This window comes from Pseudodesulfovibrio senegalensis (assembly GCF_008830225.1).
Taxonomy (GTDB): Bacteria; Desulfobacterota; Desulfovibrionia; order Desulfovibrionales; family Desulfovibrionaceae; genus Pseudodesulfovibrio; species Pseudodesulfovibrio senegalensis.
The window spans coordinates 43,075-67,149 of record NZ_WAIE01000007.1; the positions used below are offsets into that span (position 1 = coordinate 43,075).

Below are 24,075 nucleotides of genomic sequence, written 5' to 3' on the forward strand. Positions count from 1 at the left end.
TTTCTCCGAATGGTATTGCAATGAAAAGGGGACCGTTTACTGGTCCCCGTTGTTGGTGACTGTTTCCTCGATTACGCCGACAGCTGCGTCGGCCTTTTCCCGTATGCTTTCCGGAGTCGGCAGGTTTATGCCTTTCCCCCGAAGCGTGGAACGGACGTCAGACGGCGTGAAGTCGGCCAGTTTGTCCACGGCAGGTTGCACGTGGGGTACGATCTGGGAATCGCGGAGGAACTGGGCGTCCGGCATGAAGGATTGCAACAGGAGCAGCAGGAGCAGGCACAGCAATGCCCCTTCGGCCGCGCCGAATACCGCCCCTGCTGAACGGTCCAGCCAGCCGAGCAGGGCCAGTTCCAGGAATTGGCGTATGATTTTGGCCAGCACCCAGCAGATGAGCAGGACGCCGAAAAAGATGAGTACGTAGCTGAGTGCGCGGATGGTGGTTTCGCTCGACAGGTATACTTTCAGGTGCGGGGAAAGGACCTCATGATAGCGAGAGGCCATGAAGTAGGCCAGGCCGATGGAGACAAGGGATATGATTTCCTTGACCAGTCCGCGGAAAAAGCCGCGGGCAAGGAAGATGACCGTGATGATAATGAGGGTGATATCAAGAAAATTCATATGGTATCCTTCAATGGAGTTGCGTGCTGCAAATATCACTGGACGCGGCAAAGCAGCAAGACGCTGGCTTGGTCCTGCTGGCACAGGGCGTGCATATCTTTGGCGAAACTTCGTTTGGTACGTTGTTGCCGGGTTCACCCTGCTCGGTACTGTCCTTGGGGTAAAGGACTATCAGAGCGGAAGCTAAAAGTGAACAGGATGCGGTATTTTTTTGCAGGATGCCGGTTTTGTGGCAAACGGTGCTTGTGTGAAGTGTGGAATTTGGATAATTGATTGATTCATCGGTATGTTGCGTTAATTGAGGAGAGTGTGAGGATGCGTGTCACGGAAACCGGGTTTCCCGGACTTGTTGTTATCGAACCCGCCGTGTTCGAGGACGAACGCGGTTTTTTTCTTGAAAGTTTCAATCGGCGGACTTTTGCCGAGTCCGGCATAGATGTGGACTTCGTGCAGGACAATCATGCCTACTCCCGAAGCGCGGGGGTGTTGCGAGGATTTCATTTTCAGCTGCCCCCGGCCACGCAGGCCAAGCTGGTGTGGGTGACGAGGGGGCGCGTGTTGGATGTGGTGATTGATCTGCGCAAGGGCTCGCCCATGTATGGGAGCACCTTTCATATGGAAGTGGACGCTAAAAGCCGAAAGCGGCTGTTCGTGCCGCGCGGTTTTGCTCATGCGTATCTTACCCTCGAACCCGATACGGAATTCATGTACAAGGTGGATGCGTACTATGCGCCGGAGTTTGATACGGGAATTCGTTTTGACGATCCCGCCGTAGGGTTTGACTGGGCACCCCACCTTCATGGGATGTCCCCGATTCTTTCGGACAAGGACAAACAGCTCGGCTCGTTGGCCGAGTTCGATTCCCCGTTTGATTTCAGCAAGGAGTAGCCCATGCCGCGCAAGTCCTCCCCCGGAAAAACACTGATACCCCAGTGCCATGCCGTCATTCTTGCCGGAGGATCCGGAACCCGCCTTTGGCCGCTTTCCCGCAATATGTTGCCCAAGCAGCTTTTGGCGCTGGACGGAGAAGACACCTTGTTGCAGCAGACCGTGAAGCGCGTCTTGGGCGCGTTTGATCCGGAATGCGTATGGGTTGTAACCAACGAAGAACATGTTTTCGAGGTTCGGAATCAGGTTCAGTCCGTTGATAAACGCCTGCTTGATCAGGTGATTTCCGAGCCGCTTGCGCGCAATACGCTGCCCGCCACATTGCTGGCCGTCGAGCAGATATCAAAAAGACTGCCCGAGGGCGGACTGACCGCGGTCTTTCCTTCGGACCATCTTATCCGGGACGAGGTCACCTTGCGCAGAAATCTGCAAAAGGCGGGCGAGACCGCGGCCAAGGGGTATTTCGTGACCATGGGCGTGGAGGCCAGTCAGCCGGAAACCGGGTACGGGTATGTCTCGCTCGGCCGTGAGTTGGATGTGGGAGTGTATGAATGCGCAGGATTCATTGAAAAGCCCGATTACTCCATGGCCAAGCGGTATCACCGGGACGGCGGCCACCTGTGGAACAGCGGCATTTTCGTGTTCGGGTGCAAGGATTTTCTCAAGGCCGTGGCCGTGCACCAGCCCGAGTTATGGGCGTGGTGGCTGGCCCGCGAAGACGCGCCCATGATCGACAACTACGGGCGCATTGCGGATATTTCCATTGACTACGGCATTGCAGAACGCATCGACAACATTGCCGTGGTGCGAGCGGAATTCGACTGGGAGGATTTGGGCAGTTGGGAAGCCATGTACCGCCTGGGCAAGCGCGACAAGGACGGCAACGTGATTCAGGGCGATGTCATGGCCGTGGACTGTCGCAACAGCCTGCTTATTTCACGCGGCGGCCGTCTTGCCGCAGTCGGCTTGCAGAACATGATCATGGTGCAGACGCGCGACGCAACGCTCGCCTGTCCCATGCCGCACGTGCAGAGGGTCCGCGAGATCGTTGACATGTTGCGGGCCGAGGGCAGCAAGCTGGCCGAATGCCATCCCAAGGTCGACCGGCCGTGGGGCAACTACGTGGTGCTTGAGGAAGACCACAACTATAAGATCAAACGAATAGCCGTGCATCCCGGGGCACGCCTCAGCCTGCAGATGCATCACCATCGCAGTGAGCATTGGGTGGTGGTCAGCGGAACAGCCGAAGTCGAGATCGACGGGGTGGAATCCGTTTTGACGGAGAATCAGTCCGTGGACATTCCGCAGGCCTCGCAACACAGGCTCGCCAACCCGGGCAAGGTGCTTTTGGAGATTATCGAGATTCAGAGTGGACCATACCTTGAGGAAGATGATATCGTCCGTTTCGATGATATCTATGGACGGGCAAAGAGTCCGAAATAGTTTTTCCCGGTTTTGCGTGTATGTTTCACTTTGATATCATTGTTTTTTTGTGGACAATGCACTTCGTGAAAATTTTCATATGCGCTTGACATGGAAAAGAAGTGTGCCGTATGCATGCTTAGTTCTACTATGGTTTGATTTATTTCATTAACTTTAGGAGTGACGGGGCGAGGTTATGGAGGAAAAGAAATCTTCCGGAAGGTGTGGAGGCGTTCTCCCGTTCTTCATCGGATTCCTGCTTAGCTGTATCCTTGGATGGGCCGTGATTCCGCCTTTGTTTTATACAAAGGTAGAGCAGCCTGTGAGGTTCAGCCACAAGGTTCACGTGGAAGGACAGGAAATGGACTGTGACAGCTGCCACTTTTTCAGGGAGGACGGCTCGTATGCCGGTTTTCCCACCAATGAGCAGTGTGCAGACTGTCATGCCGTTGACGACGCCGAGACTGTTGTCGAAGCCATCGCCGAGGTGGTGGGTGACACGGGCAAGATCGAGGATATCCTTGAGATTTCCATTGATGAAATGCCCGGTGACCTGACTGATCTGGTGCTGAGCGGTGATGACGCTAATGTCAAGGCGGAGCTTGAGTATCTGGTCAAGTATGCTCTTCAGGGCAAGGAAGTTCCTTGGTTGAACTACCAGTATCAGCCCGACAACGTGTATTTTTCCCACAAGGCGCACCAGGATGTGACCTTCGAGGCTCTGGCCGAGAAGCATGTGGATCTTGACGGTGTGGTGGATCATGCGGTTCTTGAGGAGGGCGGTGATTACAATTGCAATCTCTGTCACCTGAAGGGCATTGAGACAAATGATACCCCGCCGCCGTTCGAGCGCAACATTCTGTCCGGCTACAGCAAGATGACCATGAAGATGTGGCAGTGCGAACGTTGTCATGCCCAGATGGGCCAGAACAACGCGTGCTACGTCTGTCATAAGTAAAAGGGGTGCTTCAATGGGTTTTGATCGTAGAACGTTCATACAGTTATCTGTTGGCGGCACCGTTGGTATCCTTTTTACTCCGGTGCTTTGGAAAGCTCTTGATGATGTGTCCATCTGGACGCAGAACTGGCCGTGGATTCCCAAGCTGAAATACGGTGCTTTGGTTGACCAGCCTGCCGTGTCCAAACTGTGCGACTCCGGTTGCGCGGTCAAGGTCCGCAAGGCGGCCGGTTCGGCATTCGGCACCGAGGGCAATGAAGACAACCCTTTGAGCAAGGGCGGCATTTGTCCTATCTGCGCCAACGGCGTACAGGTGATGCGCAGCCCCAACCGCGTCAAGGGGCCCATGAAGAAAGTTGGCGATTCGTTTGAGCCGATCACATGGGAAGACGCCAAGGCCATGCTGGCCGACAAACTCGCTGCTGCCAGCGGCAAGGTCGCTTTTATTTCCGGCGACCAGACCGGTACTGCCAACGAGGTCTTTTCCGGCTTTCTGGCTGGACTGGGCAGCGAGGACTACCTTCAGATGCCCTGCGACATGCAGGCCGCCAGCCGCGCCTTCAACGGCGTGATGGGGGGCGAGGGACAGGTCGCATATGATCTGGAAAATGCCGATTTCGTGCTGTTGGCCGGTGCCGACGCCATGGAATCGTGGGGGCCCACCGTGGCCACCAAGAAGGCCTTTGCCGCTTCTCATCCGGTGGGAGAAAAGGCTAGCGCAAAATATGTGTTTGCCAGCCCGGTGCAAACCCACACCGCTTCGGTGGTGGACGCTTGGGTTCCTGTCGGTGAAGAAAGCATGCCTGCTTTCCTGCTGGGAATCGCCTATCATCTGATTCGCGCTGGCAAGACCGTGAATGCCGCTGATTTCGGCGCGTTCAGTTCCATGGTCATGGATGCCTTTGCTCCGGCCAAGGTGGAAGCCGCAACCGGCGTCAAGGGCGCTCAGACTGCAGCCTTGGCCAAGCAGCTGATGGCTGCTTCCACTCCGGTTGTTGTTCCCGGTGGCACCTCGGTTGCCACGGCTACCGCAGCTTTTGCCGTGAACATGCTGCTTGGTTCGCTGAAGAGCGTGTCCGAGTTCCCCAAGGCTGTGGAATCCGGCATGACCGTTGCCGAGCGCATGAGCAATGACCTGCTGGGTTGGGTAAACAAGGGTGCGGCCCCGGCCGTTACCATGGTTTACGAAGCCAACCCCGTATATTCCTTGCCCGACGATTTCAAGACGGGCTTTTTGGTGAGCTTTGCCACCGAATGGAACGAAACCGCTGCCAAAGCCGATCTGGTGTTGCCCAACGCATTCACCTATGAGCGTTTTGACGACATGCAGAATCCTTATGGTTTCGGCAGGCAGACCTACACCGCCGGCGTCCCGGTCTGTCGTCCGTCTCTGGACGTCATGGCCAGCACGGACTTCATCCTTGATCTTGCCGCCTCCATGGGCATCGAACTCGGGTTCGAGAGTTTTGCCGAGGTTATTGCAGCCAAGGCCGAAGTGGTTGGTGCAGACTTTGACGAAGAGGCCGGTGGCCTGTTCGAGGGCGACGCTGTCGGGGCCGATGTTTCGGCACTGGGTGCTTCCGTTCTGGCTCGTGCTGCTGCACCGGCCCGCGGAGCGGGTGCGGTTGTCCTGGCTCCCTACAGTCAGTTGATCGTGGGCAGCCAGAAGGTTGCCACAACGCCCAACGCACCCTGCGTCATCAGCAACAGCGTGCTTATGGACAAGACCATAGTGGCCATGATGTGCGGCGTGACCGCCAAGAAACTCGGCGTGGCCGACGGAAGCAAAATCAAGCTTTCCGGCGGAAACGGCGAGGCTGCTGCCTTGGTGAAGATCAACGAAGGCGTCCTCCCGGGTGCCGTGGCTGTGCCTTTGGGCCTTGGCCATACCGTTGGCGACGAGTTCTCCAAAGGCGTGGGCGATAATGTTTACAAGATTCTCACGGTACGTTCCGAGGCCGCCACTGGCGCGACCGTCTGGACCGGTTCCACCGTGAATGTCGCCAAAATGTAGGGGGAACCGTCATGCATATGAAAGAATTCAAAATCAAATGGGGCATGGTCATTGACATCGACAAGTGCACGGGCTGCGGCGCGTGCATGGTCGGTTGCCAGGTGGAGAACAACATTGCTCCCATGACCAAAAAGGACCCGTATAACTACGTGCAGGCATTGACCTCGGAAAGGGACGACGCAGACAACAAGCTGCGTACCCTGACCTGGATGAATGTCTATGAAATGTCCAACGGCAAAAGCTTCCCCGAGCACGAGGTCGCTTATCTGCCTCGGCCCTGCATGCAGTGTGGCAATCCCGCCTGCGTGCCGGTCTGCCCGGTAGTGGCCACGGACAAGAACGAAGAGGGCGGCATCGTCAGCCAGATTTATCCGCGTTGTATCGGTTGCCGGTACTGCATGGCTGCCTGCCCCTACCACGCACGCTACTTCAACTGGTGGGACCCCCTCTGGCCCGAAGGCATGGACAAGCAACTCAGCCCCGCTGTTTCGCCTCGTCCGCGCGGCGTTGTGGAAAAGTGCAACTTCTGCCACACCCGCTATGCCAAGGCCAAGGATCAGGCCCGCGAGAACGGCGAAGATCCCATGAACCTGCCCGAGGGCGCATACGTCCCGGCTTGTGCCGAGATTTGCCCCACCGGAGCCATCACGTTCGGCGATCTGAACAATCCCGAACACAAGGTGCATCAGCTGGCCAAGAGCCCGCATGCATTCCGCCTGCTCGAAAAGCTCGGACTGGATCCGCAGGTTTACTACATGAGCAAGCGTGAGTGGGTCCGCAAGCAGGGCGACAACTACAACGCTGGCGACAAGCACTAGGAGGAAGTCACAATGGATAGCAAACTCTTCCCGGAAGGCGTACAGCGCTGTTCTTTCGGCAAGTTCATGCTCTGGACCGGCTTCATCCTGGCCTTCTTCCTCTGGGGGCTGTATGCGGCTGTTCTGGTGCTCTACAACGGAATCGGCACCACCGGTCTGGACAACTACTTCGGGTTCGGTCTGTGGATCACCTTCGACCTTGCGGTCATCGCATTGGGAGCAGGCGCGTTCTTTACCGGCTTCCTGAAGTACATCCTCAAAATCAAACAGCTCGAGAAGATCATCAATCTGACGGTCATCGTGGGCTTCATCTGCTACTCCGGCGCCATGCTGGTGCTGACGCTGGACATCGGCCAGCCCGGCCGCGCGTGGTTCGGCTACTGGCATCCGAACGTGCACTCCATGCTCACGGAAGTTATCTTCTGCATCACCTGCTACTGCACCGTGCTGATCATCGAGTACGTCCCGCTGATCCTCGAGCAGAAGCAGCTGAACAAGGTGCCGTTCATTCATGCGCTCGCGCACAACATGCACGTGAACATGGCTCTCTTTGCGGGTCTGGGCACGTTCCTGTCCACTTTCCACCAGGGATCGCTCGGTGGCATGTACGGCGTGCTCATCGGCCGTCCGTATGCCTTCCGTGAAGGTTTCTTCATCTGGCCGTGGACGTTCTTCCTGTTTGTGCTCTCCGCCGTGGGCTCCGGTCCGATATTCACGGTTCTGGTTTGCACGTTCATGGAAAAACTGACCGGCAAGAAGCTGGTGGAATACAAGGTCAAGGCGCTCATGGGCAAGATTGCCGGAACCATGCTCACCGTCTATATCTTCCTGAAGATTCTGGACACGTGGGCCTGGGCCACCGGGTACCTGCCGTCTGTAGGCCTGACCTTCGACGACATGTTCTATGGCGTTGCCTACGGCAAGTGGATGATGTTCACCGAGATCGTGCTTTGCGGCGTGCTCCCGGCCATCATGCTCATCACGCCGTCCATTCGCAACAAACCGGCCCTGCTGTATACTGCAGGCCTGTTGGACTGCGTTGGCATCACCATCAACCGTTACGTGTTCACGGTTCAGACCATCGCCTTCCCGGCCATGCCGTTTGACAAGTGGTTCGTTTACTACCCGAACTGGGTTGAATGGGCTTCTTCCATCATGATCGTGGCCTACGGCTTCCTGGTGCTGTCCCTGTCGTACCGCTATCTGCCGGTGTTCCCGCAGGAGCGCGGACTGAACTACAAGTAGAACGAACTGTCACTTCTGAAGCAATCAGAGCCCCGGCCTTTTTTGGCCGGGGCTCTTTTGTCTTTTTTCAAAGGCAGATCAAGGAGGAATGTCAGCGTTGCTGCGCACAAGTCAGATCTTCGCGTATATTGAAATACGCTTCGTCCCTGTCTTGTTCTCGCGTCTTGTCCTTTCACCTTTCTTTGCCTTCACTTTGCCGCAGTTGACACCGACTTACCTTGACCCGCACCCGCAAGGCCTGTCTGTTTTTTTTGAATGCGAAACAGGGGGCTAGTTTTTTTGTAGACCAATTGTCTCCCCTCTGCATTGTCCTCACATTTTTGCATCTATAGACAGCCAAAAATACTACGGCCCGGCCTGCTTTTGCAGGCCGGGCCGTAGCGCCAGAAAGTTTTGGGGGAGGGGTTTGGGGAGGGCCCTTTTACAAAAGGGCCCTCCCCAAGTTTTTTTATCATTCGTCGCAGTCGCCTACCGGAGGCATGTCCGCGATCGCCTTGAGCGTAGCGTACCGGTCGTTGTACTGGGTTTCGATTTCCGAACGCAGCTCTTTGGAAGCCTCGGGCATGAGGCGTTCGAGCATGGCGTAGCGGTTTTCGCCGGACAGGAAGTCCTGCAGGGTTCCGTCCGGAGCCTTGGACTCCAGAATGAACGGGTTTTTGCATTCGTCCTGCAGTCGCGGATCGAAACGATAGAGCGGCCAGTAGCCGGAATCCACGGCCAGCTTGGATTCGAGCTGGGACTTGCCCATGCCTTTGCGCAGTCCCTGGTTGATACAGGGAGCGTAGGCGATGATCAGGGACGGTCCGGGATAGCTTTCGGCCTCAAGGAACGCCTTCATCATCTGGTTTTTGTTGGCACCCATGCTCACGGAGGCAACGTAGACATAGCCGTAGCTCATGGCCATGCGGCCAAGATCCTTTTTGCCGGTGCGCTTGCCGCCGGCCGTGAACTTGGCCACCGAGCCGGTGGGCGTGGCCTTGGAGGCCTGACCACCGGTGTTGGAGTAGACTTCGGTGTCCAGCACCAGAACGTTGATATCCTTGCCCGAGGCAAGCACATGGTCCAGACCGCCGTAACCGATGTCATAGGCCCAACCGTCACCACCGAAGACCCATACGGATTTTTTGGTGTACAGGTCCGCGTCTTCGCGGATGCTCAGGAGCAGGTTGCCCTTTTCATCTATTTTGGCCAGTTCACGACGGATGTCTTCGCCGAATTCGCGTGATTTTTCCGCGTCGTGCCTGTTCTCGATCCAGGCTTCCATGGCCTTTGCCAAGGCCGGAGTGGTCTCGCCGGATTCCATGGCCTCACGCATGCGCAGAGCAAGGCGTTCCCGGCGATTTGACAGTGCCATTTCCATGCCGAAGCCATATTCAGCGGCATCTTCGAACAGGGAGTTACCCCAGGCGGGACCGTGTCCTTCCTTGTTGGTGCAGTAAGGGGCCGAGGGTGCGGATGCGCCCCAGATGGAGGAGCAGCCCGTTGCGTTGGCCACCACCATGCGTTCGCCGAAGAGCTGGGTAAGCACCTTGACGTACGGGGTTTCGCCACAGCCCGCGCAAGCGCCCGAGAATTCCATGAGCGCCTGCTGGAACTGGCTGCCCTTGACCGTGGTGCGCGTCATGACGGCATCCTTGTAGGAGACGGTCTCGCTGAATTCGAAGTTGGGGACTTCCGTTTCCGTCTGGGTGTGCAACGGCTTCATGACAAGGGCCTTGTCCTTGGCCGGGCATATGTCTGCGCAGTTGCCGCAGCCTTGACAGTCCATCGTGTTGACCTGCATGCGGTATTTGAGATTGTCCAGTCCCTTGCCCTTGGCGTCCACCGTGGTGAAGGTTTCCGGGCTGTTTTTGAGCTCGTAGTCCTCCGCCAGGATCGGGCGAAGCGCACTGTGCGGACAGACAAACGCACATTGGTTGCACTGGATGCAGTTGTCCGCGATCCATTCGGGGACCATGATGGCAACGCCGCGTTTTTCGTACTTGGTGGTTCCCACCGGGAAACGTCCATCGGCCTCGAACGCGGAAACCGGCAGTTCGTCGCCTTTCTGTTCCAGCATGGGACGCATGACCTTGGTGACGAATTCGGGCTCGTCGCGCTTTGCGGCGGGTGCGTCTTCGGCCTTGGCCCAGCTTGCCGGATAGTTGATTTCCACAAGGTTTTCAATGGCGCTTTCAACGGCGGCAATGTTCATGTTGACGATCTTGTCGCCCTTCTTGCCGTAAGTCTTCTTGATGGAGGCCTTGAGCAGGTCGACGGCCTGATCAAAGGGAATGACATCCGCCAGTTTGAAGAAGGCGGTCTGCATGACCATGTTGATGCGGTTGCCCAGTCCCACCTCTCCGGCCAGCTTGACCGCGTCGATGGTGTAGAACTTGAGCTTGTTTTCGGCGATCTGCCTGCGCAGTCGAGCCGGAAGCATCTTTTCCATGTCCGCCAGCGACCACGGGCTGTTCAACACGAATGTGCCGCCCGGACGGATGCCGTCCAAGAGGTCGTACTGGTTCACGTAGCTGGGATTATGGCAGGCGATGTAGTCTGCAATTTCGACCAGGTACGTGGACTGGATCGGTTTTTCGCCAAAACGCAGGTGCGAAACCGTGATGCCGCCGGATTTTTTGGAGTCGTATGCGAAGTAGCCCTGTGCATACAGATCGGTGTTGTCACCGATGATCTTGATGGCCTGTTTGTTGGCGCCAACCGTGCCGTCCGAACCGAGTCCCCAGAATTTGCACTGGACCGTGCCCTCGGGGGTGGAGTCAAGACAGGCGGGAATGGGCAGGGAAGTGTTGGTCACATCGTCAACGATGCCCACGGTAAAGTGGGTGCGCGGATTGTCTTCGTCCGCGTTGTCGAAAATGGATTTGGCCATGCACGGAGAGAATTCCTTGGAACCGAGGCCGTAGCGTCCAGCCAGCACGGGCAGGTCGATGCCGCGTTCCTTGAAGGCCGTGCAGATGTCCAGATACAGAGGGTCGCCCAGCGAACCGGGTTCCTTGGTACGGTCCAGTACCGTAACCACCTTGGTGGTTTCGGGCAGGGCCTCCAGCAGATGGTCCACGGAGAACGGGCGGTACATGCGGACCTTGATCAGACCGATCTTGAGTCCTGCGTCCGCGTAGTGGTTGATGACCTCTTCGATGGTCTCACAGCCGGATCCCATGGCCACGATGATGTTTTCCGCATCCGGTGCGCCGACATAGTCGAAGAGTTTGTATTGGCGCCCGGTGATGGTGGCCACTTTGTTCATGACGTCCTGAACCACTTCGGGCAGTGTCTCGCGGTACGGGTTGGCCCGCTCAAGGTTCTGGAAGTAGATGTCCGGGTTCTGCGCCGTGCCGCGAATGTGCGGATGCTCGGGGTTCATGGAGCGCTGGCGGAACTCGAGGATTTTTTCGAAGTTGGTCAGGGACTTCATGTCCTCGTAGTCGATGACTTCGACTTTCTGGATTTCATGTGAGGTCCGGAAACCGTCGAAGAAGTGCACAAACGGCAGGCTGGATTCGATGGAGGCCAGATGGGACACAAGGGCCATGTCCATGACTTCCTGCACCGAACCGGATGCGAGCATGGCGAACCCGGTCTGCCGGCAGGCCATGACGTCCTGGTGGTCGCCGAAGATGGACAGGGCGTGCCCTGCCACGGCGCGTGCCGAGACATGAAAGACGCCGGGCAACAGTTCGCCGGCAATCTTGTACATGTTCGGGATCATCAGCAACAGCCCCTGCGATGCCGTAAAGGTGGATGTCAGGGAACCTGCTGCCAGCGAGCCATGCACGGCACCGGCTGCACCTGCCTCGGACTGGAGCTGACGGACTTCCATGGTGGTTCCGAAGATGTTCTTCATTCCCTGAACAGCCCATTCGTCGGCCAGTTCGGCCATGGGCGACGAAGGTGTGATCGGATAGATCGCAGCGGTTTCGCTCATGGCATAGGCGACATAGGCAGCGGCTTGGTTGCCGTCCATTGTCTTCATTTTCTTAGCCATTGTAAAACTCCGTAACGTTGCAAAGGTTGGACACTGGACAATAATTCCGCAATCCCTCTCGGCTGCCGTCAATTGAGCGGCAGTCTCGTCAGATTAGCGTAGTGCAGCAGAAGATGCCAGTGCGATTTCAAGTTCTTCGTCAGTGGGGATTACCCATATTTGAACGGGGCTTTCGTCCCGGTGAACGGAGCCCGGCTCCGTTTTTCTCCCTTTGTTGGCGGCCGGATCCAACTGGATACCCAGTGTTTCCAGGCCAGAACATACTTCTTGCCTGACGAGGTCGTCGTTTTCGCCTATGCCCGCAGTGAAAACCACGGCGTCGGCCCCGCCCAGAACGGCAAGATACGCTCCGATGTATTTTTTCACCTGATGGCAGAACATCTCGAAGGCCAGTTGCGCCCTGGCGTCTCCCTTGTCGCGTGCCGCGTGGATGTCGCGCATGTCGCTCATGCCGCAAATGCCTTTGAATCCGCTCTGCTTATTGAGCGTGGCGTCAATGTCCCGGATGGACATGTCCGTGTTGTCGGCAAGGTATGCGTGCAGAGCCGGGTCCACATCGCCGCAGCGCGTGCCCATCATCAGTCCGGCCAGCGGGGTGAGGCCCATGCTGGTGTCCACGCATTTTCCCCTGTCCACCGCCGCCATGGAGCTGCCGTTGCCGAGGTGCGCGGTGATGATTCGGGCCTTGTCCGGCGGCATCCCCATGTGTTCGGCTGCGGTTCGGGCCACATAGCGGTGCGATGTTCCGTGAAATCCGTAGCGACGGATCTTCAGATCTTCGTACATGTGGTACGGCAGGGCGTACATAAAGGATTTCGGCGGCATTGTCTGATGAAATTCGGTATCGAATACAGCTACATGCGGGGTCTTGTCAAAGATTTCCCGTGCTACCTCGATGCCGGTCAGATTGGCCGGGCCGTGCAAAGGGGCCAGGGGGGTGTTTTGGCGTATGGTGTCGATGACCGCATCAGTGATCACAGCCGGGCCTTTGAACGTTTCCCCGCCCTGAACCACTCGGTGTCCCACGGCGTCGATTTCCGTCACGTCCGAGACAACGCCGTATTCAGTGCTGCATAACCGTTTCACCGCCAGCCTGAGAGCCACGGCATGGTCGGGAATTGGCAGGGATTCTTCCATCTTGCTTTTCGTGCCGCGGATCTTGTGTGTGATGGTTCCGGTCGTATCGCCGATCCGCTCCACCACGCCCGACGCAAGGGGTGTTTTGGTTTTCATGTCCAGCAGGCTGTATTTCAGCGATGAGCTGCCGCAATTGACCACAAGTATTTTCATCATGCATCCTTGTTTGCGGCCTCTGCCTGAGACTGGATGGCCGTGATGGCGACCGTGTTGACGATGTCGCGCACGGTGCAGCCCCTGGAGAGGTCGTTGACCGGCTTGTTCAGGCCCTGCAGAACCGGGCCGATGGCCACGGAGCCGGGAACCGAGCGCTGTACGGCCTTGTACGTGTTGTTGCCGGTGTTGAGGTCCGGGAAGATGAACACGGTCGCGTGGCCGGCCACCGTGCTGCCCGGAAGTTTGGTGCTGGCCACTTCCGGGTCGATGGCCGCATCGTATTGCAGGGGGCCTTCAATCGCGAGTTGCGGTGCCTTTTCACGGGCCATCCGTGTGGCTTCGATGACTTTTTCCACATCAGCGCCTGTGCCGGAATCTCCTGTGGAATAGGAGAGCATGGCCACCTTCGGATCAATGCCGAAAATGGATGCAGTTTCCGCAGAGTTGATGGCAATTTCAGCCAGCTGTTCCGCGCCGGGATTGGGATTTACGGCGCAGTCGCCGTACACCAGTACCCGGTCGTTCTGGCACATGAGGAAAACCGAGGAGACAATGCTTGCTCCGGGCTTGGTCTTGACGAATTCGAAGGCCGGACGGATTGTCTGGGCCGTGGTGGTGATGGAGCCGGAGACCATGCCGTCCGCATGTCCCTTGTGAACCATCATGGTGGCGAAATAGGTGGGATCGCTCATGCGGTCATGGGCCGTGTCGCGGGTAACTCCCTTGTGTTTTCTGGCCTCCATGTATGTTCTGACATAATCGTCGAAGTGTTCGGATTTTGCGGGGTCTATGATCTGAGCGTCGCCGAGGTTGGCACCGATGTCCGAGGCCTGTTTGCGCACTGCATCGGGATCGCCCAGCAGGATGATTTGCGCGACGCCGCGTCGGGTAAGGATGTCCGTGGCTTCCAGAATGCGGTTGCTGGAACCTTCGGGCAGTACGATGCGCTGGCGTTTGATCTTGGCCTTTTCGATGAGTGTGTATTCGAACATGAGGGGTGTGATTCGCCGTGATTCCGTGGAAACCATGCGTGAGCGAAGCTCCTCGGTATTGACGCAGGATTCGAATAACCCCAGGGCCGAGGCGATCTTCATGGGGTTTTCCGGGTCGATGGTGCCGTGCAGGCCGTTGAGTATCTGGGCGCTTTTGTATGTATGCCCCGGAACAGAAAGGATGGGTACGGGAACCCCGGTCCAGCCTTCGATGAGCCTGTGTACGTTGGCTGGCGGTTGCAGTCCGCCGGTGAGTACGATGCCGGAAATGTCAGGATAGGAAGAGGACAGGCGCGATGCCAGGCTGGCAAGAACGATGTCCGAGCGGTCGCCGGGCGTGACGATGAGACTGCCTTCCCCAAGGTATTCAAGGTAATTGCTGATGTGCATGGCCGCAACCAGAATGTCCTCCACCTGCGTGTCCAGCCTGCCATGGCCATAGAGCACCTGGGCGTCCAGCCATTTGACCACGTCGTTGATCGTGGGGTTGCCAAGGCTTTTTTCGTCGGGGATGGCATACACAAGCAGCGAATGTTTTGACCCTATCCTGTTGCGAATGTCGTCTTCCAGCGAGGTCGGAACGTCCGGGCCTGTGCGGTTGATGATCACGGCCATGACTTCGAGTCCCTTTTCCTCGAAAGTCTCAATAGTGCTCAAGGTGGATTCGAGGATTTCCTCGGCGTCTTTTTTCTGGCCGTTGACAACGGCCAGCACCGGGCAACCGAGATTGCTCACGATGGATGAGTTCATTTCAAATTCCAGAGCAGCCTCGCCGCCGAGGTAATCGGTGCCTTCGCAGAGCACGAAATCGTACTCTGCCTCCAGTTCTTTGAATTTGTTGAGCGTGTTTTCGAGCAGCAGTGCCTGTTTGCCTTCATTGAGCATGCGCTTGGCCTCGCCCAGTTTGTAGGCATAGGTGCGTTCATAGGGCATGTTCAGTTTGAATTGCCTGAGGATAAGGTCTATATCATGGTCCCGGGCATCGTTGTCGCTGATGATGGGACGGAAGACGGCGACCTTGCGGATATGGGCCATGAGCAATTGCATGATTCCCAGCACCACAGCAGATTTGCCGCTGCGGGCTTCGGTTGCCGATATGTATAGACTTTTGGACATGAGTTCATGCTCCTTGTTTTTGAAAACCCCCGGCAGGGCCGTGCCTCGTCATGGAGGCGTGGGGTTGGGTTGCTTCACCCGACTCGGTGTTGCCGGGTGAACCTGGCTTGCGCTTTTACGGGGTGCAAGCCCTGCCGGGGGAGGCGTCGGGAATGGGAGGCATTTCCGGCGCCGCTTCGGTCCACAGGGGCTGCTGTGGCCAGGGGCTAGAGAATCTGCTGTTCCTTTTCTTCCGGTTGCTCCATATCCCTGTCATAACAGGTGAGCCCGCAATGCAGGCAGCGGTCGGCTTCGGCCAGTGCTTCGGTTTCGGAGAGCGCGCCTTCCACCTCGGAAAAGGTGCAATTGCGTTCGTCTCCGTGGCACAGGTGTGGCATTTGCGCACGTTCCGACTGTCGTACGCCGGTCACTTCCTTGAACATGGTGTACGGAATGAGGTCCCGTTGCAGGGTGTCCGGGATGGGGATGTCGCCGTCCTGCTGCAAATGGTAATGGATGGAGCGTGCAGCCTTGCGGCCGCCACCCACTGCGGAGATGACCAGGTCCGGACCTGTGAATACGTCGCCTGCCGTGAATACGCCCGGGACGATTGTCTGGAACGTGTCGGGATCGGCCACGATGGTTTGCCAGCGTGTGGTTTCCACCGGACAGGATTCCGCGTCATCGTCGTACAGGCAGGTCAGGTCGGGCTTCTGGCCGATGGCCGGAATGATCAAATCCGCTTCCATGAGGGTCTCCGAGCCTTCCACGGGTTCGGGACGGCGGCGGCCCGAAGCGTCGGGTTCGCCCAGTTCCATCATCTTGTATTCCAAATGCGTGGCCCTGCCGTTCTCATCGCCCACCACACGCGTGGGTGCGGCCAGAAACTTGAACTGCACGCCTTCTTCCTCGGCCCCGACGATTTCCTCGGGGTTGGCAGGCATTTCTGCCCGTGTGCGGCGATAGAGCATGATCACCTCCGCGCCGAGGCGCACGCAGGTGCGGGCGCAGTCGATGGCCGTGTTGCCGCCGCCGACCACGATGACTTTCTTGCCGATGTCGATGGATTGGCCCAGTGCATGGGCCGTCAGGAATTCAATGCCGCCCCAGACGCCTTCAAGGTCTTCGCCTTCGGCATACATGCCGCTGGCCTGCCATGCGCCGATACCCAGAAAAACAGCCTCAAATCCGTCCTGTTTCAGGGATTCTATGTCATAGTCCTTGCCGAAACGTTTGTTGAGGTGCACATCGACGCCCAGGTCCAGAATTCCCTGGATTTCCCAATCCAGATCCGCCTTGGGCAGCCTGTATTCCGGGATGCCGTATCGCAACTGGCCGCCCAGCGCGGGCATGGCTTCGAAGATGGTTGGGCTGTGACCAAGCCTGCGCAAAAAATATGCGCAGGAGAGTCCGGCCGGACCGCCGCCGATGACGGCAACCTTGCGTCCCGTGTCTTTGGCGCAGGGGACGGGCAGGTGTGTTCCCCCGTGCAGTTCCCTGTCGGCCACAAAGCGTTTGAGCATGTTGATGCCCACAGGGGAGTCAACGTTGTTGCGGCGGCAGACCGTTTCACAGGGGCGGGGGCAGACCCGGCCACAAACCATGAGCAGGGGATTGCGTTCCTTGATGGTGTTGACCGCGCCATCGTAGTCGCCTGCTTTGATTTGTTGAATGTAGCGCGGGATATCGATCTGCCCCGGGCATTTTTGCCGGCATGGCGCCAGGCAGTCCGTGACTTCGTTGAGATGCAGCAGCCTGCTGGTCATGCCTACGATTGAAATGACGCCACGCGGACACGCCTCGGCGCATTTCCCGCAGGCGCGGCATTCGTCCGGGTCCACCACAGGGAGGCCTTCAGGCCCCATGTGGATAGCGTCAAAAGGACAGACGGCTACACATGTGCCGAGTCCAAGACAGCCTTCGGGGCAGGACTTGGAGCCGCCGTGCAACATGGCCGCGGCCTGACAGTCCATGATACCGGCGTAGGCAAAGCGTTCCTCTGCCCGCGTTCCGCCCGTGCAGTCGCGAAATGCTATTTCCGGTTCGCGTTCTTCTATTGTTTGTCCCATGAGTGCGGCAATGGCCACCATGGCTTCGGTTTCCGCCACCACGCAGACGCCCGCGTTGGCCTTGCCCGATACGATGGCCGCGGCAGCTCCGGAACAACCGGGGTAGCCGCAACCGCCGCAGTTTGCGCCGGGCAGAAGGTCTTCGACCTGCGCTATGCGCGGGTCTTCCTTGACATAGAGTAACTTGGAGGCAACGGAGAGAATTGCAGCAGAACCGAAACCAAGCCCGAAGAGGGTAAGTGCTGATGTTGTAATCATATCGGGTAATCTCCCTAGATCATCCCTTTGAAGGCGAAAAATGCCAGCGACATGAGCCCGGCCATGACCAGCCCGACGGGCGTGCCGCGCATGGCCCTGGGGACACGGCGAATTTCGAGTCTTTCACGAATGCCTGCCAGTACCACGAGGGCGATCATGAAACCCACACCCGATGCCGCGGCAAACGCTACGGATTTGACCAGAGTGAATTCCTTGCGCTGGCAGATGAGCGCAATACCCATGACCGCGCAGTTGGTGGTGATGAGCGGCAGGAATATGCCCAGCGATTTATACAGCGGCGGCACCATTTTCTTAAGGAACATTTCCACGAACTGAACCAACGAGGCGATGACCAGAATGAAGGCCAGTGTCTGAAGGAATCCGAGTCCGAGAGGTTCCAGCAGGTACGTTTGCACCAGCCATGTGATGGCCGTGGCCATGACCGCCACGAAAACCACGGCGGCGCCCATGCCGATGGCCACTCCGGTATTCTTGGAAGTGCCGATGAACGGGCAGTTGCCCAGATATTGGGCCAGGACGATGTTGTTGACGAATATGGCCGCTATGAACAGCAGGAAGTATTCTTGCATTGTCGTTTTTCTCCCTATCGTCCGCCGCACGCGCCGCATGAGCCGCAGTCATGGGTGGGGCCGTCCACGGGAGCCAGTCCCTTGCGCTTGCGTTGCAGGTTGGTGAAGAAATTCATCAGCGCCAGCAGAATACCGAGGGAGACGAAGGCCCCCGGGGCTTCGGCCATGAAGGACAAGGGTTCGAACCCTTGCCATACCACGGTGTGCCCGAAGAGTTGCCCGTGTCCGAGCAGTTCCCGCAGGCCACCGAGAAAGGTCAGTGACATGGTGAAGCCGAGCCCCATGCCCAGTCCGTCGGCAACGGCAAGCAGGGGCGGGTTCTTGGAAGCAAAGGCTTCGGCCCGTCCGAGGATGATGCAGTTGACCACGATGAGCGGTACGAAGATGCCGAGCTGCTGGTACAGAGGGAAGGCATATGCCTGCATGAGCAGCTCCACGGCCACCACCAGCGAAGCGGCAATGACGATGAAGCAGGCTATGCGTACCTTGGCCGGAATGAGTTTTCGGACCAGCGATACCAGCAGGTTCGAAAGCGTGAGCACGAAGATGACCGCCATGCCCATGCCGAATCCGTTCTCCGCAGTGGAGGTCACGGCCAGCACCGGACACAGTCCGAGTACCAACTTGAATGGCGGCAGATCTTTCCAAAGCCCTTTGGAGAATTCTTTCCAGAGTCTGTTCATGGTCTGCCTCCGTTATTTCCAGGCGGTTGTGAGTTCCGGCCTGAGTTCGTCGAATATTTTGACGGCTTTCTGTACGGCTACCACTGTGCCGGTGGAGGAGATCGTGGCTCCGGCCACCGCATTGATTTCGCCGCCGTCCGCCTTGAGTTTTGCCTTTTGTGGCGCCATGTCGTTGAACTGTGAGGTGAATCCGTGTTTGGTCACCTTGCTGCCCACGCCCGGTGTTTCTTTCAGGGTGGTGATGCCCACACCGGTCAGGTTGCCGGAATCAGGGGAGAAACCGACCATGACACCGATGTCGCCACCATATCCCTGACCGAATGTCTCAAAGGCCAGGCCCACCAGCGAACCTTGCCTGATGGCAGGAAATACGGTGACCTTGTTCCCTTCTATTTGAAACGACTTACGGTCTTTGATGGGGTTGTTGTCGTGTTCGGCGAGCACCTGTTCGATGGCGGGGGCCTGCACGTAGGTCAGAACCTGTTCCTCTATGCGTGGAGCCGTGGCTATCTTCAGGGCGGCAAGGCTCAGGCCCGATATGCCGCAGATGAGCGAAAGTACGACAATCATTTTGATCATTTCCCGCATGGCTTAGTTCCTCCCGAACGGTTTGGGCTTGATTCTGTCCAGCAGAGGCGAAGTCAGGTTGGCCAGGAGGATGGCATAGGGGACGCCGTCCGGGTACACGCCATATACGCGGATAATGACCACCAGCACACCGGCCAGCAGGCCGTAGAGCAGGGCCGGTATCTTGCGCATGGGAGAGCTGGAGCTGTCCGTTGCCAGAAAGAACGCGCCGAAGATCACACTGCCTGTCAGCAGGTGGAACATGGCGGGCGCGTTCGCCTGCGGGTTTGAGGCGTGGAAGATGCCTGCGGTGACGAGCACGCCCGCGAGCATGCCTACGGGAACAGCCACCTTGATGTGTTTGCGCATGCTCAGGAATATTCCCCCGATGAACAGGGCGCCGGTCTGTACAGCACCCAGCCCGCCGAGTTGGCGGCCTACGAGCAGGTCGTTCAGTGAGAATCCAGCCACTGCCTGCGGCCCGAAGTGCTTGAGCTGCGACAATGGGTAGGTCAGTTCAGAAGTCAGCATGGCCGCGTCGATGTCCATGTGGTTGGCCCACGAGAGGCTGCATACGGCCCAGCCCACGAGCGGGGCACAGAGCGGGGAGCCCCCCAATCCGCCGAACATCATCTTGCCCAGTACGATGCTGGTGGTGCTTCCGAAAACAACCAGCCACCACGGGGCCGATGCCGGGAGCAGGAAAGCGAACCCGAGGCCCACGGTGAATCCGTGCAGGTCATCCACCTGCGAGGTGCGCCCCATGACCATATCGGACACGAATTCCGCAATGACCGCGGTGGCGGTGGCCAGTGACATGACGCGCACGGCGTCCATGCCGAAGTGATATACGGCAAGAGCTGCCGCCGGGAGCATGGCCAGCAGTATGGCGCGCATGCGTTTGTTCACGGTTTTGCCGCAATGGGCAAAGGGCGGTGTGGAAACGGTCAGGGTTGGGGTCAACGGTTCCATTTTATCCCTCCCCTTGGTCGTTCAGTTTACAGGTGTCTGCCTGAGCGAGATGCTGTTTGGCCAGCCTGATGTATTGAAGCAGGGGGCGGCGCGCAATGCAGAAGAATCCGCACATGCCGCACTCCATGCAGGCGTCGATGTCGTGCTCGCGACATTTGTCATACATGCGGAATTCCGCGTATCCGGAAATGGTGGCCGGGTCGATGCGTGCCGGACATACCGGAATGCATTCGCCGCAACCGATGCAGGGCGAGTCTTCCACGGGAGGATACTGGCCCTTGGGCACGACAAAGAGTCCGTAGGTATCCTTGCTGATGCCCTGTTGCAGGGAGTGGGCCGCTTCGCCGCGCATGAGTCCTCCGAGCACCACGGTGTCGCCGTGCCGGACAGTCTGGTGTGCTGTCGTGAGTATCAGATCCACCGGTGTGCCCACAGTGGTCACGAAGTCGGTTTCTCCGCAGGTAACGACTGTTTTGTCGCAGGGGAGGCCCGTGTCCATGATCATTCCCAATTCGAACAGGCGGCCCACGGAAAGGACGGCCACGTTGTCCGGATTTTCCATGCCCGTGATGGCTTTTGCCACTAACGGGTCGATTCCGTTGGGATAGCCGTTTTCAATGGCTGCTTTTTCACAGCCATCAAGGCTTTGGGACGCTCCAGCCTCCACAGCCAACACAGTGCGGTTCGGCGAAAATACGGATTGGGCGGTCGAAAGGCCCAATTGGACGATGCGGGAGAGTTCGTCGAGCATGTGGGCAAAGGCCGTTACTCCGGGTTCCGGTTCCACGCCGTTGATGATCAGCGTCTGCGCCGGACCCTCCGGAAGTCCGGCCCCCATGTCGTTGAGGGCTGTGCGTAGTTCATTGCCGGAGAGTGCGCCCATGTCCCGGGGCGAAGGTTCGTCAACGGCCTCGGCCTTGATGCATATATACGTGGGATGCACTTCGGTGACAGTGCCCGAGATCGGTGCGTAATATCCGCCTCCGATATGTATTCCTCGCGCCATTTTCTGACCGCATTTGATGTCCGGGCGGTGACAGGAAAGTGGGATCCGTACGGTTTCCGGTTCGGGAAGTGTGGTCAACGGTCCCTGGCGCACAATGGATTCAAAGAGTTTCATGGCTTGGTCTCCATCAGCGTATATGGCATTTGAAACAGGAGTTTTCTCCGTAGGGGCCCTTGCCTTCCCGTTCATGGCAATCCATGCACTGTTCGTGGAATGCGTTCATGCGTTCCAGTACGAGGTCTTTGGTCTTGACATCATGACATTGTCCGCAGGACGAGAAATCCCCGCTGTATTGGGTCATGTCCACAGCCTGGTGGCACGTTGTGCAACTGGTCAGTCCCTGGTCGAACATGTCTTCATGGCAGCTTTGGCAACGCTTGTGTGCGGCCATGGCCAGACTCGGGATTTCGTCGCTTTCCATGTCTTCGTGACATTCACTGCATTGGCCGGGTTCGGGTTCGATGTCTTCGCCATGGTGGCAGGCCTGACAGTTGTCGTCGGCAAATTCGATGTGTTCGTCATGATCGAATATGAGGTGTTCATATTCAATGTGGTGACATTGTATACAGTACTTTTTTTCCGGGAATGATGATTTGTGGTTTTCCACATATTGTTCGTCAAAAGAGACCGGGTGACATGAACCGCATGCCAGAGCCTTGTCTTGTTCGCTGGTCATCTCGTGGTGACATTTGGCGCAGGCGATCTGGTAATTTCTGTGGTGCACGAGGTGAGAGAAGATCACGTTTCCCCCATTGTTCTTGAACAGAATGCGGACGGGCATGTCTGTTTTGGCCTTTGTCCGGGTGTATCCCACCGCGGCTATGACGAGCAGAATGACGACAGCGGCCGTGATCGGGGCGTATCGCTTGTTGAGCATTGTACTGGTTCTCCGTGCGAGTGGAGCGCATTTTTTTTGCCCGTGAGCAGGGCTTTTATGCGTGCTGCGGCGGCTTCCAGGGTGCGAAAAGCCGCCGCAGCACGTTCAGTGGTTACTGCGGCATGACAGCCCAGGAAGGCAGCACGTTCAGATCAATGCCCCACAGTACCGGCAACAGGTACGTTGTGAAGGCGGTGATCAGGACCGCACCAATGATGTTCAACCAAAGTCCGGCACTGGCCATCTGTTTGATGGTCACGCATCCGGACCCGAATATGACCGCGTTCGGTGGCGTTGCAACCGGGAGCATGAATGCGAAGGATGCTGCCACGCAGGCTCCGATGATGGTGGCAAAGGGATGCACGCCCATGGCGATTGCGGCGGCTCCCATGATGGGCACCAGCAGTGTTGCGGTTGCAGTGTTCGAGGTGATTTCCGTGAGGAAGATGGTGATCAGCACCACCGCGCCCACGAAGACCAGAATGCTGGCGCCTTCCAGCGCGCCCAACTGGCTCGCGATGTAAGCGGCCAGCCCGGTCTTGGCAAAGCCGTTGGCAATGGCGAGGCCACCGCCGAACAGCAGAATCACATCCCAGGGTATCTTGACAGCGGTCTTCCAGTCCAGCAGGAATTCACCTTTCTTGAAGTTGGACGGAATGCAGAAGAGCAGAAGGGCGCCCAGAATGCCGATGGTTGCGTCCGCGACCATGCCGAAATGCGGCATGACGGCCTTGACGAATACGGCCTTTTTCAAAAAGCCGCGAGCCAGCCAGAACGCGGCCACGAAACAGCCCGTAAGCACGATGCGCTTTTCTTCTTTTTTCATGGGTCCGAGTTTTTCCAGTTCCTGATCGATGATGGCCGCTCCGCCTGCCAGTTCCATGTCTCCGGTGGAGAACAGAATTTTGGTGAGCAGGACCCAGCATATGGCGATCATGATCACGGACAGGGGCACGCCGAACATCATCCACTGCGCGAACCCGATCTGCACGCCGAACATTTTTTCGACCATGCCGACCATGACCGTGTTCGGAGGCGTGCCGATGATGGTGGCCACACCGCCCATGGAGGCTGCATAGGCAATACCGAGCATCAAGCCCTTGCCGAAGTTGATGCTCTGGCTTCCCTTGTCCGAGGAGTGGGCGCGCAGGGCCTCGGCATCAAAGCCGGTTGCCTGCTGCACCACGGCGAGCCCGATGGGAACCATCATCATCGTGGTTGCAGTGTTGGAGACCCACATGGACAGAAATGCGGTTGCGATCATGAAGCCGAGGGTCATTTTTGCCGGGCTTGTCCCAACAGCTTTGATCGTGTGGATGGCCACGCGGCGATGCAGGTTCCACCGTTCCATGGTTACGGCAATGAAGAAGCCGCCCATGAACAGATAAATGAGGTGGTTTGCATACGGCGCCGTGGCCGCATTGGACTTCATGACTCCCAGAAGCGGGAACAAGGCGATGGGCAGAAGGGAGGTGGCCGGGATGGGAATTGCCTCCGTGATCCACCAGGTAGCCATCAGCACAGTGACTGCGGCGACTTTCCATGCTGCAGGTTTCATGCCCTCGGGAACCGGGAGCAGAAGCATGAGGATGAAGAGTGCCGGCCCCAAGAAGAAGCCGATTTTCTTGCCGTTTCCGGCGTTGGCGTTTGAGCTCATAATTCCTCTCTCTTTGAGCTTGCGCAGCAGATGCTGCATCCTAGAACCTGTAACCCTACCGTCAT

The 24,075-nt window shown here is 57.7% G+C and carries 18 protein-coding genes; 6 read left to right on the forward strand and 12 right to left on the reverse strand.

All coding sequences use genetic code 11. The features are described 5' to 3' along the window. Positions 1-36 precede the first annotated feature (36 nt). On the reverse strand, positions 37-618 hold the full coding sequence (locus tag F8A88_RS13615; RefSeq protein ID WP_151151724.1) for a CvpA family protein: 582 nt from the start codon (positions 616-618) through the stop codon (positions 37-39). A 315-nt stretch (positions 619-933) separates the two neighbouring features. On the opposite strand from F8A88_RS13615, the gene rfbC reads away from it, so the two are divergent. The 6 genes from rfbC (at position 934) to qrcD (ending at position 7,963) form a co-directional block, all read left to right on the forward strand. Next, positions 934-1,506, forward strand: coding sequence for a dTDP-4-dehydrorhamnose 3,5-epimerase (gene rfbC / locus F8A88_RS13620; protein ID WP_151151725.1), 573 nt, complete (start codon positions 934-936; stop codon positions 1,504-1,506). A 3-nt stretch (positions 1,507-1,509) separates the two neighbouring features. After that, positions 1,510-2,949: a mannose-1-phosphate guanylyltransferase/mannose-6-phosphate isomerase gene (locus F8A88_RS13625; protein WP_151151726.1), complete on the forward strand. Its 1,440-nt coding sequence runs from the start codon at positions 1,510-1,512 to the stop codon at positions 2,947-2,949. Between the two features lie 175 nt (positions 2,950-3,124). Beyond that, a complete protein-coding gene (locus F8A88_RS13630; RefSeq protein ID WP_151151727.1) occupies positions 3,125-3,886 on the forward strand; it encodes a cytochrome c3 family protein in 762 nt (253 codons plus the stop codon). A 13-nt stretch (positions 3,887-3,899) separates the two neighbouring features. Continuing rightward, on the forward strand, positions 3,900-5,900 hold the full coding sequence (gene qrcB, locus F8A88_RS13635; RefSeq protein ID WP_151151728.1) for a menaquinone reductase molybdopterin-binding-like subunit QrcB: 2,001 nt from the start codon (positions 3,900-3,902) through the stop codon (positions 5,898-5,900). An 11-nt stretch (positions 5,901-5,911) separates the two neighbouring features. After that, positions 5,912-6,718 (forward strand): menaquinone reductase iron-sulfur cluster-binding subunit QrcC, encoded by an 807-nt coding sequence (gene qrcC, locus F8A88_RS13640; RefSeq protein ID WP_151151729.1) that lies wholly within the window; start codon positions 5,912-5,914, stop codon positions 6,716-6,718. Positions 6,719-6,730: 12 nt separating this feature from the next. After that, positions 6,731-7,963, forward strand: a complete 1,233-nt coding sequence (gene qrcD, locus F8A88_RS13645) for a menaquinone reductase integral membrane subunit QrcD (RefSeq protein WP_151151730.1) — start codon at positions 6,731-6,733, stop codon at positions 7,961-7,963. A gap of 451 nt (positions 7,964-8,414) precedes the next feature. Here qrcD and nifJ read toward each other — a convergent pair whose 3' ends face one another. The 11 genes from nifJ to F8A88_RS13700 all read right to left on the reverse strand — a co-directional run bounded on the left by nifJ (position 8,415) and on the right by F8A88_RS13700 (position 24,010). Further along, on the reverse strand, positions 8,415-11,951 hold the full coding sequence (nifJ, locus tag F8A88_RS13650; protein WP_151151731.1) for a pyruvate:ferredoxin (flavodoxin) oxidoreductase: 3,537 nt from the start codon (positions 11,949-11,951) through the stop codon (positions 8,415-8,417). Positions 11,952-12,044: 93 nt separating this feature from the next. Beyond that, the gene (locus F8A88_RS13655) at positions 12,045-13,241 is read right to left on the reverse strand and encodes an acetate/propionate family kinase (RefSeq protein WP_151151837.1); all 1,197 of its coding nucleotides are present in this window, start codon (positions 13,239-13,241) and stop codon (positions 12,045-12,047) included. After that, positions 13,241-15,352, reverse strand: coding sequence for a phosphate acetyltransferase (gene pta, locus F8A88_RS13660; RefSeq protein WP_151151732.1), 2,112 nt, complete (start codon positions 15,350-15,352; stop codon positions 13,241-13,243). Before pta ends, F8A88_RS13655 begins: the two co-directional genes overlap by 1 nt. Positions 15,353-15,558: 206 nt before the next feature. Continuing rightward, a complete protein-coding gene (locus F8A88_RS13665; protein WP_151151733.1) occupies positions 15,559-17,658 on the reverse strand; it encodes an FAD-dependent oxidoreductase in 2,100 nt (699 codons plus the stop codon). Between the two features lie 14 nt (positions 17,659-17,672). After that, positions 17,673-18,248, reverse strand: coding sequence for an electron transport complex protein RnfA (locus F8A88_RS13670; RefSeq protein ID WP_151151734.1), 576 nt, complete (start codon positions 18,246-18,248; stop codon positions 17,673-17,675). 14 nt (positions 18,249-18,262) lie between these two features. Further along, positions 18,263-18,931, reverse strand: coding sequence for an electron transport complex subunit RsxE (rsxE, locus tag F8A88_RS13675; protein ID WP_151151735.1), 669 nt, complete (start codon positions 18,929-18,931; stop codon positions 18,263-18,265). Between the two features lie 12 nt (positions 18,932-18,943). Beyond that, the gene (rnfG, locus tag F8A88_RS13680) at positions 18,944-19,519 is read right to left on the reverse strand and encodes an RnfABCDGE type electron transport complex subunit G (RefSeq protein ID WP_151151736.1); all 576 of its coding nucleotides are present in this window, start codon (positions 19,517-19,519) and stop codon (positions 18,944-18,946) included. Between the two features lie 3 nt (positions 19,520-19,522). After that, positions 19,523-20,470: an RnfABCDGE type electron transport complex subunit D gene (locus tag F8A88_RS13685; protein WP_151151737.1), complete on the reverse strand. Its 948-nt coding sequence runs from the start codon at positions 20,468-20,470 to the stop codon at positions 19,523-19,525. 1 nt (position 20,471) lies between these two features. Then, a complete protein-coding gene (locus F8A88_RS13690) occupies positions 20,472-21,590 on the reverse strand; it encodes a 4Fe-4S dicluster domain-containing protein (protein ID WP_161598428.1) in 1,119 nt (372 codons plus the stop codon). A 13-nt stretch (positions 21,591-21,603) separates the two neighbouring features. After that, a complete protein-coding gene (locus F8A88_RS13695; RefSeq protein WP_151151739.1) occupies positions 21,604-22,353 on the reverse strand; it encodes a cytochrome c3 family protein in 750 nt (249 codons plus the stop codon). 112 nt (positions 22,354-22,465) lie between these two features. Beyond that, the gene (locus tag F8A88_RS13700; protein WP_151151740.1) at positions 22,466-24,010 is read right to left on the reverse strand and encodes an SLC13 family permease; all 1,545 of its coding nucleotides are present in this window, start codon (positions 24,008-24,010) and stop codon (positions 22,466-22,468) included. Positions 24,011-24,075: the final 65 nt, after the last annotated feature.